Here is a 12,549-nt window from a genome sequence, read left to right on the forward strand (position 1 = left end):
ATAAAAATAATGAATCAACCAAATAAAGCACCCTCCCTATTTGATGATGGGCAAATTGGTAGTAATAATACTGCGACGGCTCATCCGAAAATTACCAATACCACCAATCTTATTGATTTACTTTATGATGGTTTTTATATTGTTTTCTTATTAAAAAATCAATATGTACCACAGAACTCAAGCAATTTTAGAGAAAAAATACTCGATTTATTAAACCGGTTTGAGCATCAAGCACAAAAACTACATTTTACACCTGAAGATATTAAAAATTCTAAATATGCTTACTGTGCCTTACTTGATGAAACGATTGCAATCCAAAGTAATGAGAAATTTTTTGACTTACAAAACAAATGGTTACTCAATCCACTTCAATTAACATTATTTGGTTCTCAGCTGGCGGGAAATCGTTTTTTTGAAAGCTTAGAAGAATTACGCAGCAAAGGAAAAGTGAATTTAGCGTCACTCGAAGTCTTTCATTATTGTTTATTACTTGGTTACCAAGGTAAATATCGTTTGGAATCTATTGAATCTTTAAATCATCTGGTGGCACGAGTTGGAGATGAAATTGATTATTTGAAAGGTAAAAAATCTGCATTTTCACCTTTTTCAACAATACCAGATAAAATTAAAAATGTTTTACATAGTGACCTACCATTTGTTTGGATTTTCTTATGTCTAATTATATTTGCTTTATTAACATTTATAGGATTAAGCCTGTCCTTAAAACATGAATCCAAATCATCTTTAGCAAATTATTCCAATATAATTAGTGCACCAACAGAACAAGCCAATATTACAATTCACTTACCTTAAAAATAAATGCCTATGAGCCAGAATTCGATTAAAATTCTTAAGAATCAACCTATTTGGAAAAGAAAAAGATATCGCTTCCTGTTGATTCTCATCATTATTGGCCTTGTACTTTCTTGTGGCTTATTCTTGTACTATCTTGGATTTGATAGTCGCGATTCCTTCTCTTTGGAAAGTGAATCGCAACATGTTCAACAAGCCAAAGAGAGTATTAAGGATTTACAAGGTGTAGAGCTTAAATCTGAAAATACAAATTCTTCTAGTTCATTCGATCAGCTTTTTAGTAAGGAGAGTTCTGAGCACATCTCGTCTTCGATCACTTCATCTGCTTCTCGTGGCTCAGCGATCGAGGTTAAAATACCTAAAAAACTACCTATTCAGGTCGAACGCCCACAACAACGAACCACAAACACCCAAATTCCTGTGATTGTTAAAGTTGCTCCATCAAAACAAGGGATGAAGAGCCCATCCGATCCACCGAAATTAAATCAATCATTTAAAATAGATTCCATCGATGCGGTCATTTTACTTGAATTAGACATGCCCGTTTTGCAATAGGTTAATTGTTATACCTCAATGCGCCAATAAGAACCTATAATTTTATGATTATCTTTATTATCTTAAGTTTTATATTTTTCATTAGTCTTTTAGTATTTCTAAGCTCATATGAACTTAGAAATGCTATTCAGGAAAAATTTCATGCTATTTTTAATAAAGATAAATTGTATAAAGCTAAACAATTTGCACATGAGATAAATACATCATCCTCTATTGACCAAACACAATCTCACTGGCATTTACAACAATGGTGGATTTTAATTGCAGGCTTAGTTTTATTTAGTAGTATTCTCATTTTTTCTTTTACACGACCAATTAGTCCAACTGAAATCGAAGCAAATTACCTTCGAAAATCTGACCCTCAAATTTATGCATTACTCAAAGGTGAAATGCTAACACCTCCCCCAGAGGTAGATGAAAAGTTAGTTGAAGAAGCGATTAGTTCTGCAATTATTCTAGAACAACAAAATGCAAATAACTCTACGTTGCCTTCTCATTCAGAGCATAGTCTAGAAGCGCTACAACAAAGTGATCGCGCTATGATTGATCGTAAATGGAATAAAATGAACCCTCGCTATAAACAACGGTTACTCATGGTCTTCAAAATCATGAAGGAACGACATGGTTATGAGCTTGTTTTGCTTGAAGGATACCGCAGTCCTGAACGCCAAAACCGTTTATCTGGTAATAAAAATACGACTTTAGCTAAAGCCTACCAAAGTTATCATCAATTTGGTTTAGCCGCTGACGTTGCTTTTAAACGAGATGGTAAAGTTGTCATTTCTGAACGCGACCCTTGGGCGATGAAAGGATATCAGCTGTATGGTGAGGTTGCTGAATCTGTCGGGCTCACTTGGGGTGGTCGTTGGAAATCTATTCAGGACTATGGTCATACCGAATATCGAATGCCAGGTCTAAGAAAAACGCGTGAAATGGCTGAACAACTCACGACAGAAACTGAAACTGGTGATGTTTAAAGCATCACATGAGAACTCAATATACCAATAGATAATTGATTTAAATCACTGGGTAATAATGCTGAGAAACCGTTTCCAACCTTAAGTCTTTCCAAATTTCACTGAGTGGAATTTGGACATCTAGAGCTAACGGCATTTTTTTAATATTAAATTGCATCTGTGATAAATCAGTTCCCCATGCAATCAGATCAATATCCAATGATATTTTATGGGAAGGTCGTACTCTCCCTGAATGATCTTCAATTTCTTTTAGTAATCTAATGACTTCATCTTTCGTTAATTCACTTTTTAATAAACATGCTGAATTCCAATAATCAGCGCCTACGCCATCACGGCAAGGAATTAAATAAATATTTGAAAACTTCGTTGCACCTAAAGACTGAATAAGCTGATAGGCGCGATCAAAATGAGCTTGTGATTCAAAATTACTCGCTAATGCGAGTGCAAAAATCGTTTCGGTGGCGTTCAAGACGAATTCCTACAGAATTTGCTTGTGGGATAATAGCAGGTTTACGAATTGTAATTATAATCGATTCAATAGCTGGAAATGTAGAAAATAATGCATTAATGACTAATTTAGCGGCATGCTCTATCAATTTTGGTTGTGCATTTTGAATGATTTGAGCCGATATATCACAAATCTCGGCATAATTCATAGTATCGGCTAACTCATCAGAATTCGCAGCTTGTTCAAGATGAGTTGATAAAATTAAATCTAACATTAAAGGTTGAATAATCTGACGTTCCCAATTAAAACAGCCGACAACTGTTTCAACTTTTAGCCCCTCAATGATAATTGAATCCATAATCCCATCCTAAACAAGCTTTCAATATCAATATATAACTATGTTTTCAGTCATATATTCGGATCCATAGTTTGAATCATTTGCAAACGTTGGTCTGCATAAATGTCTGTATACGGTGCAAGAATGCGCATAAAACGATCAAAATAAAGCATTTGCTTAAACAGTAAAGCAAAGTCTCGTGGGAAACGAATGCCATGACGCTCACCAACACCGACCATTTCCATCATAATATCATTCAAATCTGCTGGATTAGACGATAAAATTTGCTGTGGATCTGCCAACAACACACTACTAAAAAGTCGTTCTAAATCATTGGCTAAAACTTGGGTATCGACTTGTTTATCTGTCATTCCCATTTTAAGCATATTTTCTGCCATTACGTGGAAATCAGTTTTTTGTAATGCATCCATAAATGCAATAGAGGCAGTCCAGACTTCAGCATTCAGCTGCCCAACAATCCCAAAATCAATAAACCCGACACGACCATCATCCAAGAGCATTAAATTTCCGGCATGTAAATCTGCATGGAAACTTTCACACATCATTAAACTACCGAACCATGTATTCATGGCAGTAATTAATACTTGGGATGGATCTTTCGTGACTTTTTTAACCACTTCAAAATCTGTCAGTGGTACACCACGCAAACGTTGCATCGTTAAAACGCGACGTGTTGAATATTGATGATAAACCTTTGGCGCTATTGCTGTGGTATTGTGAGTAATATTTAAATAATTAATAAAATCATCAATATTTTTCGCTTCTTCAATGAAATCAACTTCACGTACCATACGTGTTTTAATTTCTTCAACAATATCAGCTAATGATGCAAATTTTACTTTTGGCACTGCTTTTTCTAGTAGTTTTGTCGCCCAATGTAAAACATTTAAATCTGTATATAAAATTGTTTCTACGCCTGGTTTTTGCACTTTAATCACGACATCTTCACCCGTGACCAATTTTGCTGCATGAACTTGCGCAATTGAAGCTGAAGCCAATGGATTTTCATCTATCGATGCAAAAATTTCATTTAAATCTCTGCCTTCAAATTCTGAAGCTAAAACTTGCTGAATATAACTAAATGGTAATTTAGGGGTTTGATCTAAACAACCTTGAAACTCCTCAACAAATTCACGAGGAAATAGTGAAGGTGTACTGGCAATAAATTGTCCTAATTTAATATAGGTTGAGCCTAAATCTTCAAAAGTTTCACGCATTAATTTTGCATTACTTGGTTTTTCTGTTGCATATTTGATGCCTGCTTTTGCAGCAACAACAGCGGTTTCACCCATACGGCGAACGGAACGCAATCCATCTAACCAGATATTATTTTTCATCATATATTTGAATCAATTCAGTTTCTAAGAGTTTAACAAATTTTTCATCGGCTGTAGATACTTTCAAGGTTGACACGCTTGGCAAGATTGATCATGCGTAAAATTTAAAACTTTTTGCATCATCGTTAATCCATTCCAAAGCAGTAGTTTCTGCTTTAATGGTGTTTTGGCTAAGCCCAAATATAAAAGTGCATGATGTGCCTGCAAACTTGCCATAACATTAGGTGTTGTTGCTAAAACGCCAGAATCAGCACAGCGAAGACTTTCATTATCATGCTGTTCTTTAGGAAAAAGACATTCATAGCATGCTGAATTGCCTTCAACCATGAATAACTGTCCCTGAAAGCCAATTGCAGATGCACTAATCAGTGGAACTGAGTATTTTTGACAAATTTCATTCACAAGATAACGTGTTTCGAAATTATCACAGCCATCTAATATTAAATCTTGGGCAGCGATTAAGTCATTTGCATTCTCTCGATTTAATTTTTCAGTACAGCTATTGACATGAATGTATGGGTTAATTTGTTGTAAACGCTTCTTTAATATATCTGCTTTATAAAAACCAATATCATACGTTGTATAAGCAATTTGTCTTTGCAAGTTACTCATTTCAATCGTATCTGAATCGATTAAATTAATTTGTCCAACACCTGCTCTTGCAAGAAGTTCAGCAACCGTACAGCCGATTCCACCACAACCGACAATTAAGATATTCGCCAGTTTGAGTTTTTCTTGTGCTTCAATATCCCAACCATCTAATAGAATTTGACGAGAATAAAGATGCATTTCAGCATCACTTAATTCCAAATTCATCTCTAATTCACTGTCCAAACCACAACTCACAATTTATGACTTTATTTTCGACTCATCATCCATGAATCAAATTTTAGCTTACTTTCTGCAATCAGAGAAGTTCGCCATTGAGAATGTACAGTATAACGAGAAATCGTAAAACAATGATCATAACCCATCAAATATCTACTCAAAGTCAATTTAACTGATATTTTGATGCAGTTAATCGCGCACTTAATCTTCGAGAACAATGATAATTTAAAAAATTTAGCACATCTTGATCAAGTCATATCATACCTTAAAATTTTTACATGTTTAGCTCACGACCATTAATACGTAAAAAGTACCTCTATTTAGGTACTTTTTAAATTCAACCTATTATTTAATTAACCCACTTTTTGTATCCCTTGTGCTTTAGCAATTTCTTGTTGTTTCAGTAAGTTCCGTTGAATTTTTCCACTCGATGTTTTCGGTAATGCTTCAACAAACTCTATTTCTTTAGGATAAGCGTGTTTAGATAAACGAGATTTGACATAGTCCTGAAGTTGTTTCATTAATAAATCTGTCGCTGGATATTGCTCTTTTAAAACTACAAATGCTTTTACAATTTCCGTCCTTTCAGGATCTGGTTTACCGACAACTGCTGACTCTAAGACCTCTTTACATTCAAGCAATGTACTTTCTACATCAAATGGTCCAACACGATATCCTGATGTCGTAATAACATCATCTGCACGACCAATAAAATCAATACCACCAAATTCATTGAATTTGACTGTATCTCCTGTCAAATAATACTGCCCAACAAACGATTTTCGATTATGGCCGTCATACCCTTTAAACCAAAATAAAGGTGATTGCGCACAATCAATTGCAAGTATACCAATTCCCCCTCGTTCAACTTCTTGATAATCTTGATTCAATACCGCAAAACGATGTCCAGGTATTGCATAACCCGCAGAACCTACTTTTTTGTGATGATCTAAAGCATGATGATTCGCAATCACCATACCGAGTTCAGTTTGTCCATATTGATCAAAAATATTGACGGTTAAATCTTGATTAAACCAATGAATCACTTCTGGTGTAAGTGGCTCTCCTGCACTGCTCACGACACGTAAATGTGTTTTAATTGCTGCGTCAAATTTTTCTTTAAAGCCAAAGAACATTCTAAATGCTGTTGGTGAGCCTGTTAAATTATTCACTTTGTATTTTTTAATGATCGCAATTGCATGATCAACACTAAATGGTCGTTCATCCATAATAATGCAATGACCCAGACTCAATGGTCCAGTGATACCATAATATAATCCATAAGCCCAACCAGGATCTGCCAAATTCCAAAAAGAATCTTGTTCACACAAATCGACCGCATGCGTCATATATCCTTTAAATGCTAAAATGGCACGCAGCGGAACAGGCACTGACTTTGAAAGCCCCGTTGTTCCTGAAGTAAACATCATTAAAAAATCATCATTAAATGTCCTCGATATTGGGGGGAAATCTACTGATTGATGTTCTAAAGCCTGCCAAAAGTCAGCATCTTGTTGCTGAGGTTGATTCTGATGAACAGTTAAAATATGTGGAATTTTAATGCCATTGAGTTTTGCTCGTTGTTCCTGATGAGTCACAATTAATTGTGTCTTCGCTATTTCTATACGGTGTTCTATTGATTTAGATTCAAAAGCTGTAAATAAAGGTTGATAAACTGCGCCAATTCGCCATGTCGCTAAAATCGTAATCAGTAGTGCAGGCGTTCTTGGCAATAAACCTGCAATACAATCCCCTGCTTTTAATCCAAGCTGTTGAAAATAATGTGCAAGTTGTGCTGATTTATCAGCCAATTCATCAAAAGTCCATTCAGCTGACTCGCCATTTTTCCCCTCCCATTTTAATGCAATACGATGTTGACCTACATAGCGACCACAACATTCAATATAAGCATTTATATTTTGTTTTGAACCAACTAATTGTTCATTCATCAGTGACTCTAAGTTAAAATTTTGATATGCCTGTTCTAATGTCTGCATGATAATTTTCCCTCATCCTTTTTATGAGCAAAGTAAAGATCTACTTCGCATATCCATTTTTCTTTTATATTAGTATCACCATGTTTTATAATGATATTTTAAAAAATCTTCAATCAATTTTGCGCTATGCGTTATTTATCAACCATAAAATGAGATAAACATGATTTGATTGCTTACACAATTTCCAAATACCTCAATCTTATGGTAGGTTTTGAACATCTAAATCATTTAGCCATTTATTTAACTAAATTTTCGTAATTTCTCTGGCAATCACTAAACGCTGAATATCTGATGCACCTTCATAGATTTGACTAACCCTTACATCCCGATAAATTCTTTCTACTGGAAAATCGGTAACATAGCCATAACCACCATGAATTTGAATCGCATCTGAACACACCCGTTCTGCCATTGTTGAGGCGTAGAGCTTTGCCATAGAGGCTTCTTTTAAACAGGCTATGCCTGCATCTTTTAAGCTTGCTGCATGTAAAACCAATTGTCTTGCAGCTTCAACCTGTGTCGCCATATCGGCCAAGCGAAAAGCAACTGCCTGATGTTGAACAATTTCGACTCCAAATGCTTTACGCGTATTAGCATATTCAATTGCAGCATCTAAAGCAGCACGTGCCATTCCGACTGATTGAGATGCAATACCGATACGTCCAGATTCTAAATTAGACAATGCGATTTTATATCCTTCACCTTCTTCACCTAATAGGTGGTCTAATGGAATTCGACAGTCATCAAACATTATGGTCGCCGTATCTGAACAGTGTTGCCCCATTTTTTCTTCTAGCCGTGAAACGATATATCCCTGAGTATCTGTCGGTACAAGAAAACAGGAAATCCCTTTTTTACCCGCAGTTGAATCTGTCACAGCAAAAACCAATGCAATCTGCGCGTGTTTTCCTGTGGTTACAAATTGCTTTGTACCATTCAGTACCCATTCATTTCCATCTTTTACCGCCTTACATTGAATTGCCGCTGCATCTGACCCCACTTGGGGTTCTGTTAAGCAAAAACACCCGAGCCATTCTCCAGTCGCAAGCTTTCTTAAATAATGGTGTTTTTGTTGTTCTGATCCATATCGTTGAAGAATGCCGCATGGCAAAGAATTTTGAACACTGACAATGGTTGAAATCGCACCATCCCCTGCTGCAATTTCTTCCAGGGCTAAGACCAATGAAACATAATCTAAACCTGCACCATCCCACTCTTCAGATACCGTCATGCCTAATGTACCTAACTCACCAAGCTCCTTTAATTCTTGTGTTGGAAATAAAGCCGTTTTATCTCGATAAGCTGCTGTCGGCTTAAGCTTTTTTTGCGAATATTCTCGCATCATGTTTTGAATCATTTTTTGCTGTTCATTTAAAATCATACGATATCCCTTCTTCTCTTCTATTTTTAATCATCAGCTAATGGATAGAAGTCGTTATTTTGCTTGCATGCGAATTGCGCCATCGAAACGAATAACATCACCATTTAAATATGAGTTTTCAATAATATGTCCAACCAAAAATGCGAATTCTTCTGGTTTCGCTAATCGTTTCGGAAATGGCACCATATCAGCTAATGCCTGTTGAACATTTTGTGGCATCGCTTGAAGCATTGGTGTTTCCATAATACCTGGCGCAATCGTCATCACTCGAATTTGTTCTCGTGCTAATTCACGTGCTAATGGCAATGTCATTGCAACAATTGCACCTTTAGATGCAGCATAGGCTGTTTGTCCAATCTGCCCCTCATATGCCGCAATAGATGCAGTATTTATTATGACACCACGCTCTTCTTCATGATCTTGTAATTCATACTTTGACATGAGCTTTGCTGCAAAACGAAGCATATTGAATGTTCCGATGACATTTATATCCATCACTTTTTGAAACAATGCCAACGTATGAAGACCTTCCTTTCCTAAAATTTTTGCAGATGCTGCAATACCAGCACAATTAATCAAAACATTGAATTGACCATATTTTTTTTCAATATATTCAAAAAAATCATTCGCCATCACTTCATCTGTGACATCTAATGAGACATATTCAGCAAGTTCACCTAATTGTTGTTGAAGTTTTATACCTTTTGTATGATCTAAATCAACTAAAATTACATGCGCCTTTTTTTCAACTAAATACACTGCTGTCGCTGCACCTAAGCCAGAAGCACCGCCAGTGACAATGCAGACTTTTCCTTGAATTTTCATTATTTTTCCTTATATTAGAATTTAAATTCGATTTAAGAGACAAATTAATCAGAGATTATCGATAACACAATTTCCAAATCAAGCATCCTGAGTGATGTATTTAGCCAATGTATAAATATAGAAGATAACCCGATATGGAAATGCTAGATTCTGACCAAAATAAGGACACTATTTCTATTCATTTAGTCAAAGAAGCCTGCCTAACAGCGAAGCATAGAGGCATGAATATCTCTACTATTTTGCTTAAATCAGGAATTCAGCCTGAACTTTTGCAATCCCCTAAAGCAAGGGTTTCTGTTTCACAATATGCTGCTCTTTGGGTTACATTGGCAGATGAAATGAATGATGAATTTTTTGGTATGGATCATCATGCTATGCGAAGAGGAAGCTATAAATTACTTTCAAAATCAGTTTTATATACTGAAAATTTACAACAAGCTTTGGAACATATCCTAAACTTTTTAAATCTAGTTTTAGATGATTTCTCCAGTAAAATTTTCCATCAAGAAAACTATGCTTTTATTGTGATACAGGATTTAAAACCTACGAAGCGAATGTTTAGTTATGCCACATATATCATGTTAATTCATGGTCTGATATGTTGGTTGACCAGTCAACGCCTGTTAATTCATACCATTCAACTCAAATGTGATCAACCTGAAGATGATGTTGATTATAAAATCCGTTTTTGTGAAAATATTCAATACAATGCCACAGAAAACTACATTCAGTTTGATGCCAATTATTTGAATTTAAGTACCAAAAAAAATATAAAATCTTGGTATGACTTTATTCGTCAAACGCCCTATAACTTATTGGTTCGTTTTAGAAATCCACACTCGCTGAATCAACGTATTCGTAAACTCCTTCATCAACATGATCCATCTGAATGGCTAGAACTCAGTGATTTAGCAAAACAGCTTCATATGTCCGAAGCGACCATTCAACGACGACTTAAAAATGAAGGAACTCATTATCAGCAACTGAAAAATGAAATTCGACGTGATACAGCGATAGAACTTCTGACTAAAACCACTGACTCATTACAAAAAATAAGTGAAATTTTATGTTTTCACGATGTGAGTGCATTTCACCGTGCATTTAAAAAATGGACTGCCGTTAGTCCTGGGACATATCGTGAATTACAAGAAGAATGAACGCATCAGTCAAAAGCAACATGATTAAATTTAAGTTTATGTTTTACATAAAAATATACTAAATAACTTACATGAAATATATCTTTTTCAATTACATTTTCAAAATCATAATTTGCTTATTATTGAAAAGTAGTCTATTTTTTAACCATATTTTAAGCAATTTGCTTATTCCCCATCTTCCATTCTTCTCTCATTACCTTTTTGGTATATAGGTTTTAATATGTCCAAGATCATTGATGTTTTAGGTCAAAATATTATTCCCAACTTTATTCATGCACTGAACACACCCAATAACCAGTTTGATGAACAGTTAAATCATAAGATTCTAAATGCTTCAGAAACTGAATTAAACGATGCAATTACATCATTTTTTAATGAGGTGAATGCATTTGAAACAGCACAAGCTTTAGATATTCATATTGATCATATTCAGGCTTTACAATTAGGATTATCAGCAAAAAATAGCCAATATCTTTCTGATGTCAAAAAAATTGTTATGCTGTCTCTGGCACTCGAAACCGATATATTGGCTAATTTAGAAATTTCTGATTGCTTACAAGATTATCCAATGTAAAGCGATTACTTAAAAGGCGACGAAACACGTCGCTTTTTTGAACTCACTATTTTGTATAATATTCAAGCAAATCATTAATTTTCATAATGATTTAATATTTTGATCTATATTTTTCTCATTCAATCCCAACTAAAAAAACAATTATAAATTCAATTATTTATATCTGCTCTTCTCTATATATACATTTTATTGATTTTTTTATCTTTTTTTCTCTTTTGCACATTTACGCATAAATCTTTAAAAAAAGAATCATTGTCTCATAAGGCTGATCGAAAATATTATGAAATCTTTCATTTCTCATTCTAAAGTTGCAGTACTAACAATTGCTGTCGCATTTTCAAGTACATACACTCTAGCTGCTATTCCCAGTACATTGAAACTTGATTATGCCTATTATGCTCCAACAAGTTTGGTGGTGAGAGAACAAAAACTTTTAGAAAAAGCTTTACCAAATACGCAAATTAAGTGGGTTTTTAGTCAAGGAAGTAACCGATCATTAGAATATTTAAATAGCGGTAGTGTCGATTTTGCATCGACTGCTGGTTTAGCCGCGGCTTTAAGCCGTGCCAATGGTAGCCCAATTAAGACAGTATATATTCAAAGTCAACCTGAATGGACAGCATTAGTCGTTCCAGCAGATTCTAAAATCAAAAGTTTAGCTGATTTAAAAGGGAAAAAGATTGCAGCAACAAAAGGCACTGATCCTTATCTATTTACCCTACAAGCTTTAGATACAGTTGGTTTAGGAAAAAATGATGTTCAACTTGTTCATTTACAGCATCCAGATGGAAAAACTGCATTAGAAAGAAAACAAGTTGATGCGTGGGCTGGTTTAGATCCACTGATGGCATCTGCACAATTACAATCTGGTGCCAAGCTTTTATATCGTAATGTTGGTTTTAATAGCTATAGTGTTTTAAGTGTAAAGGATCAATTTGCACAACAAAGTCCTGAAGCAATTGAAGCCGTAATTCAAGCCTATGAACAAGCACGAAAATGGGCAAAAGCAAATCCAGATAAAATGGCTGAGCTATTAGCACGAGAAGCAAAACTTCCCAATAATGTCGCTAAACTACAATTAAGCCGTACCAATTTCGATCAAAACATTCCAACTGCAAAACATGTTGCTGCGTTACAGAAAGCTGGAAAAATTTTAACGGAAGAAGACTTAGTTCGAAAAGGAACCAATACGAATCAAGTCATTTCACAACTTTTTGATGCCAAATATGCACAAAAGGTAGTTAAATAATGTCAAAGCAACCTGACAATCTCACAAAACCTGCAACAACAAATGTAGTT

Annotated in this window: 13 protein-coding genes; 6 read left to right on the forward strand and 7 right to left on the reverse strand. The window is 35.0% G+C overall.

The window, feature by feature from the left end; all coding sequences use genetic code 11:
• The first annotated feature begins 9 nt into the window (after window positions 1-9).
• From B9T31_RS07775 to B9T31_RS07785, 3 genes are read left to right on the forward strand one after another with little or no spacing between them, the layout of a single operon-like run.
• Window positions 10-813: a DotU family type IV/VI secretion system protein gene (locus B9T31_RS07775; protein WP_086181390.1), complete on the forward strand. Its 804-nt coding sequence runs from the start codon at window positions 10-12 to the stop codon at window positions 811-813.
• A gap of 12 nt (window positions 814-825) precedes the next feature.
• Window positions 826-1,368: a hypothetical protein gene (locus tag B9T31_RS07780; protein ID WP_139840903.1), complete on the forward strand. Its 543-nt coding sequence runs from the start codon at window positions 826-828 to the stop codon at window positions 1,366-1,368.
• A 44-nt stretch (window positions 1,369-1,412) separates the two neighbouring features.
• Entirely contained in the window at window positions 1,413-2,345 is a 933-nt protein-coding gene (locus tag B9T31_RS07785) for a M15 family metallopeptidase (protein ID WP_086181392.1), read from the forward strand.
• Window positions 2,346-2,385: 40 nt separating this feature from the next.
• Here B9T31_RS07785 and B9T31_RS07790 read toward each other — a convergent pair whose 3' ends face one another.
• The 7 genes from B9T31_RS07790 to B9T31_RS07820 all read right to left on the reverse strand — a co-directional run bounded on the left by B9T31_RS07790 (window position 2,386) and on the right by B9T31_RS07820 (window position 9,519).
• Complete coding sequence (locus tag B9T31_RS07790; RefSeq protein ID WP_086181393.1) at window positions 2,386-2,814, reverse strand: 2-amino-4-hydroxy-6-hydroxymethyldihydropteridine diphosphokinase; 429 nt, start codon at window positions 2,812-2,814, stop codon at window positions 2,386-2,388.
• Window positions 2,771-3,151 carry a dihydroneopterin aldolase gene (gene folB, locus B9T31_RS07795; protein ID WP_086181394.1) on the reverse strand — a complete coding sequence of 127 codons (381 nt, stop codon included), beginning with the start codon at window positions 3,149-3,151 and terminating at the stop codon, window positions 2,771-2,773. Before folB ends, B9T31_RS07790 begins: the two co-directional genes overlap by 44 nt.
• Before the next feature lie 50 nt (window positions 3,152-3,201).
• Window positions 3,202-4,488, reverse strand: coding sequence for an ABC1 kinase family protein (locus B9T31_RS07800; protein WP_086181510.1), 1,287 nt, complete (start codon window positions 4,486-4,488; stop codon window positions 3,202-3,204).
• Between the two features lie 63 nt (window positions 4,489-4,551).
• Window positions 4,552-5,304 (reverse strand): HesA/MoeB/ThiF family protein, encoded by a 753-nt coding sequence (locus B9T31_RS07805; RefSeq protein WP_086181395.1) that lies wholly within the window; start codon window positions 5,302-5,304, stop codon window positions 4,552-4,554.
• 365 nt (window positions 5,305-5,669) lie between these two features.
• Complete coding sequence (locus tag B9T31_RS07810) at window positions 5,670-7,313, reverse strand: AMP-binding protein (protein ID WP_086181396.1); 1,644 nt, start codon at window positions 7,311-7,313, stop codon at window positions 5,670-5,672.
• Window positions 7,314-7,557: 244 nt separating this feature from the next.
• Window positions 7,558-8,694 carry an acyl-CoA dehydrogenase family protein gene (locus B9T31_RS07815; RefSeq protein ID WP_086181397.1) on the reverse strand — a complete coding sequence of 379 codons (1,137 nt, stop codon included), beginning with the start codon at window positions 8,692-8,694 and terminating at the stop codon, window positions 7,558-7,560.
• Window positions 8,695-8,748: 54 nt separating this feature from the next.
• A complete protein-coding gene (locus B9T31_RS07820) occupies window positions 8,749-9,519 on the reverse strand; it encodes an SDR family NAD(P)-dependent oxidoreductase (protein ID WP_086181398.1) in 771 nt (256 codons plus the stop codon).
• Between the two features lie 134 nt (window positions 9,520-9,653).
• On the opposite strand from B9T31_RS07820, the gene B9T31_RS07825 reads away from it, so the two are divergent.
• The 3 genes from B9T31_RS07825 (at window position 9,654) to B9T31_RS07835 (ending at window position 12,499) form a co-directional block, all read left to right on the forward strand.
• Entirely contained in the window at window positions 9,654-10,676 is a 1,023-nt protein-coding gene (locus B9T31_RS07825; protein WP_086181399.1) for an AraC family transcriptional regulator, read from the forward strand.
• Window positions 10,677-10,896: 220 nt separating this feature from the next.
• On the forward strand, window positions 10,897-11,250 hold the full coding sequence (locus tag B9T31_RS07830) for a hypothetical protein (protein ID WP_086181400.1): 354 nt from the start codon (window positions 10,897-10,899) through the stop codon (window positions 11,248-11,250).
• 280 nt (window positions 11,251-11,530) lie between these two features.
• Window positions 11,531-12,499 (forward strand): aliphatic sulfonate ABC transporter substrate-binding protein, encoded by a 969-nt coding sequence (locus tag B9T31_RS07835; protein ID WP_086181401.1) that lies wholly within the window; start codon window positions 11,531-11,533, stop codon window positions 12,497-12,499.
• The last annotated feature ends 50 nt before the right edge of the window (window positions 12,500-12,549 follow it).

Origin of the sequence: Acinetobacter sp. ANC 4558 (genome assembly GCF_002135375.1) — a bacterium.
Lineage (GTDB): Bacteria > Pseudomonadota > Gammaproteobacteria > Pseudomonadales > Moraxellaceae > Acinetobacter.

What these genes read in the sequence shown, in the direction of transcription:
- B9T31_RS07820 (WP_086181398.1), bottom strand. Translation starts at nt 9,519, where the DNA reads ATGAAAATTCAAGGAAAAGTCTGCATTGTCACTGGCGGTGCTTCTGGC.
- B9T31_RS07815 (WP_086181397.1), bottom strand. Translation starts at nt 8,694, where the DNA reads ATGATTTTAAATGAACAGCAAAAAATGATTCAAAACATGATGCGAGAA.
- B9T31_RS07830 (WP_086181400.1), top strand. Translation starts at nt 10,897, where the DNA reads ATGTCCAAGATCATTGATGTTTTAGGTCAAAATATTATTCCCAACTTT.
- B9T31_RS07775 (WP_086181390.1), top strand. Translation starts at nt 10, where the DNA reads ATGAATCAACCAAATAAAGCACCCTCCCTATTTGATGATGGGCAAATT.
- B9T31_RS07805 (WP_086181395.1), bottom strand. Translation starts at nt 5,304, where the DNA reads ATGAATTTGGAATTAAGTGATGCTGAAATGCATCTTTATTCTCGTCAA.
- folB (WP_086181394.1), bottom strand. Translation starts at nt 3,151, where the DNA reads ATGGATTCAATTATCATTGAGGGGCTAAAAGTTGAAACAGTTGTCGGC.
- B9T31_RS07810 (WP_086181396.1), bottom strand. Translation starts at nt 7,313, where the DNA reads ATGCAGACATTAGAACAGGCATATCAAAATTTTAACTTAGAGTCACTG.
- B9T31_RS07835 (WP_086181401.1), top strand. Translation starts at nt 11,531, where the DNA reads ATGAAATCTTTCATTTCTCATTCTAAAGTTGCAGTACTAACAATTGCT.
- B9T31_RS07800 (WP_086181510.1), bottom strand. Translation starts at nt 4,488, where the DNA reads ATGAAAAATAATATCTGGTTAGATGGATTGCGTTCCGTTCGCCGTATG.
- B9T31_RS07825 (WP_086181399.1), top strand. Translation starts at nt 9,654, where the DNA reads ATGGAAATGCTAGATTCTGACCAAAATAAGGACACTATTTCTATTCAT.
- B9T31_RS07785 (WP_086181392.1), top strand. Translation starts at nt 1,413, where the DNA reads ATGATTATCTTTATTATCTTAAGTTTTATATTTTTCATTAGTCTTTTA.
- B9T31_RS07780 (WP_139840903.1), top strand. Translation starts at nt 826, where the DNA reads ATGAGCCAGAATTCGATTAAAATTCTTAAGAATCAACCTATTTGGAAA.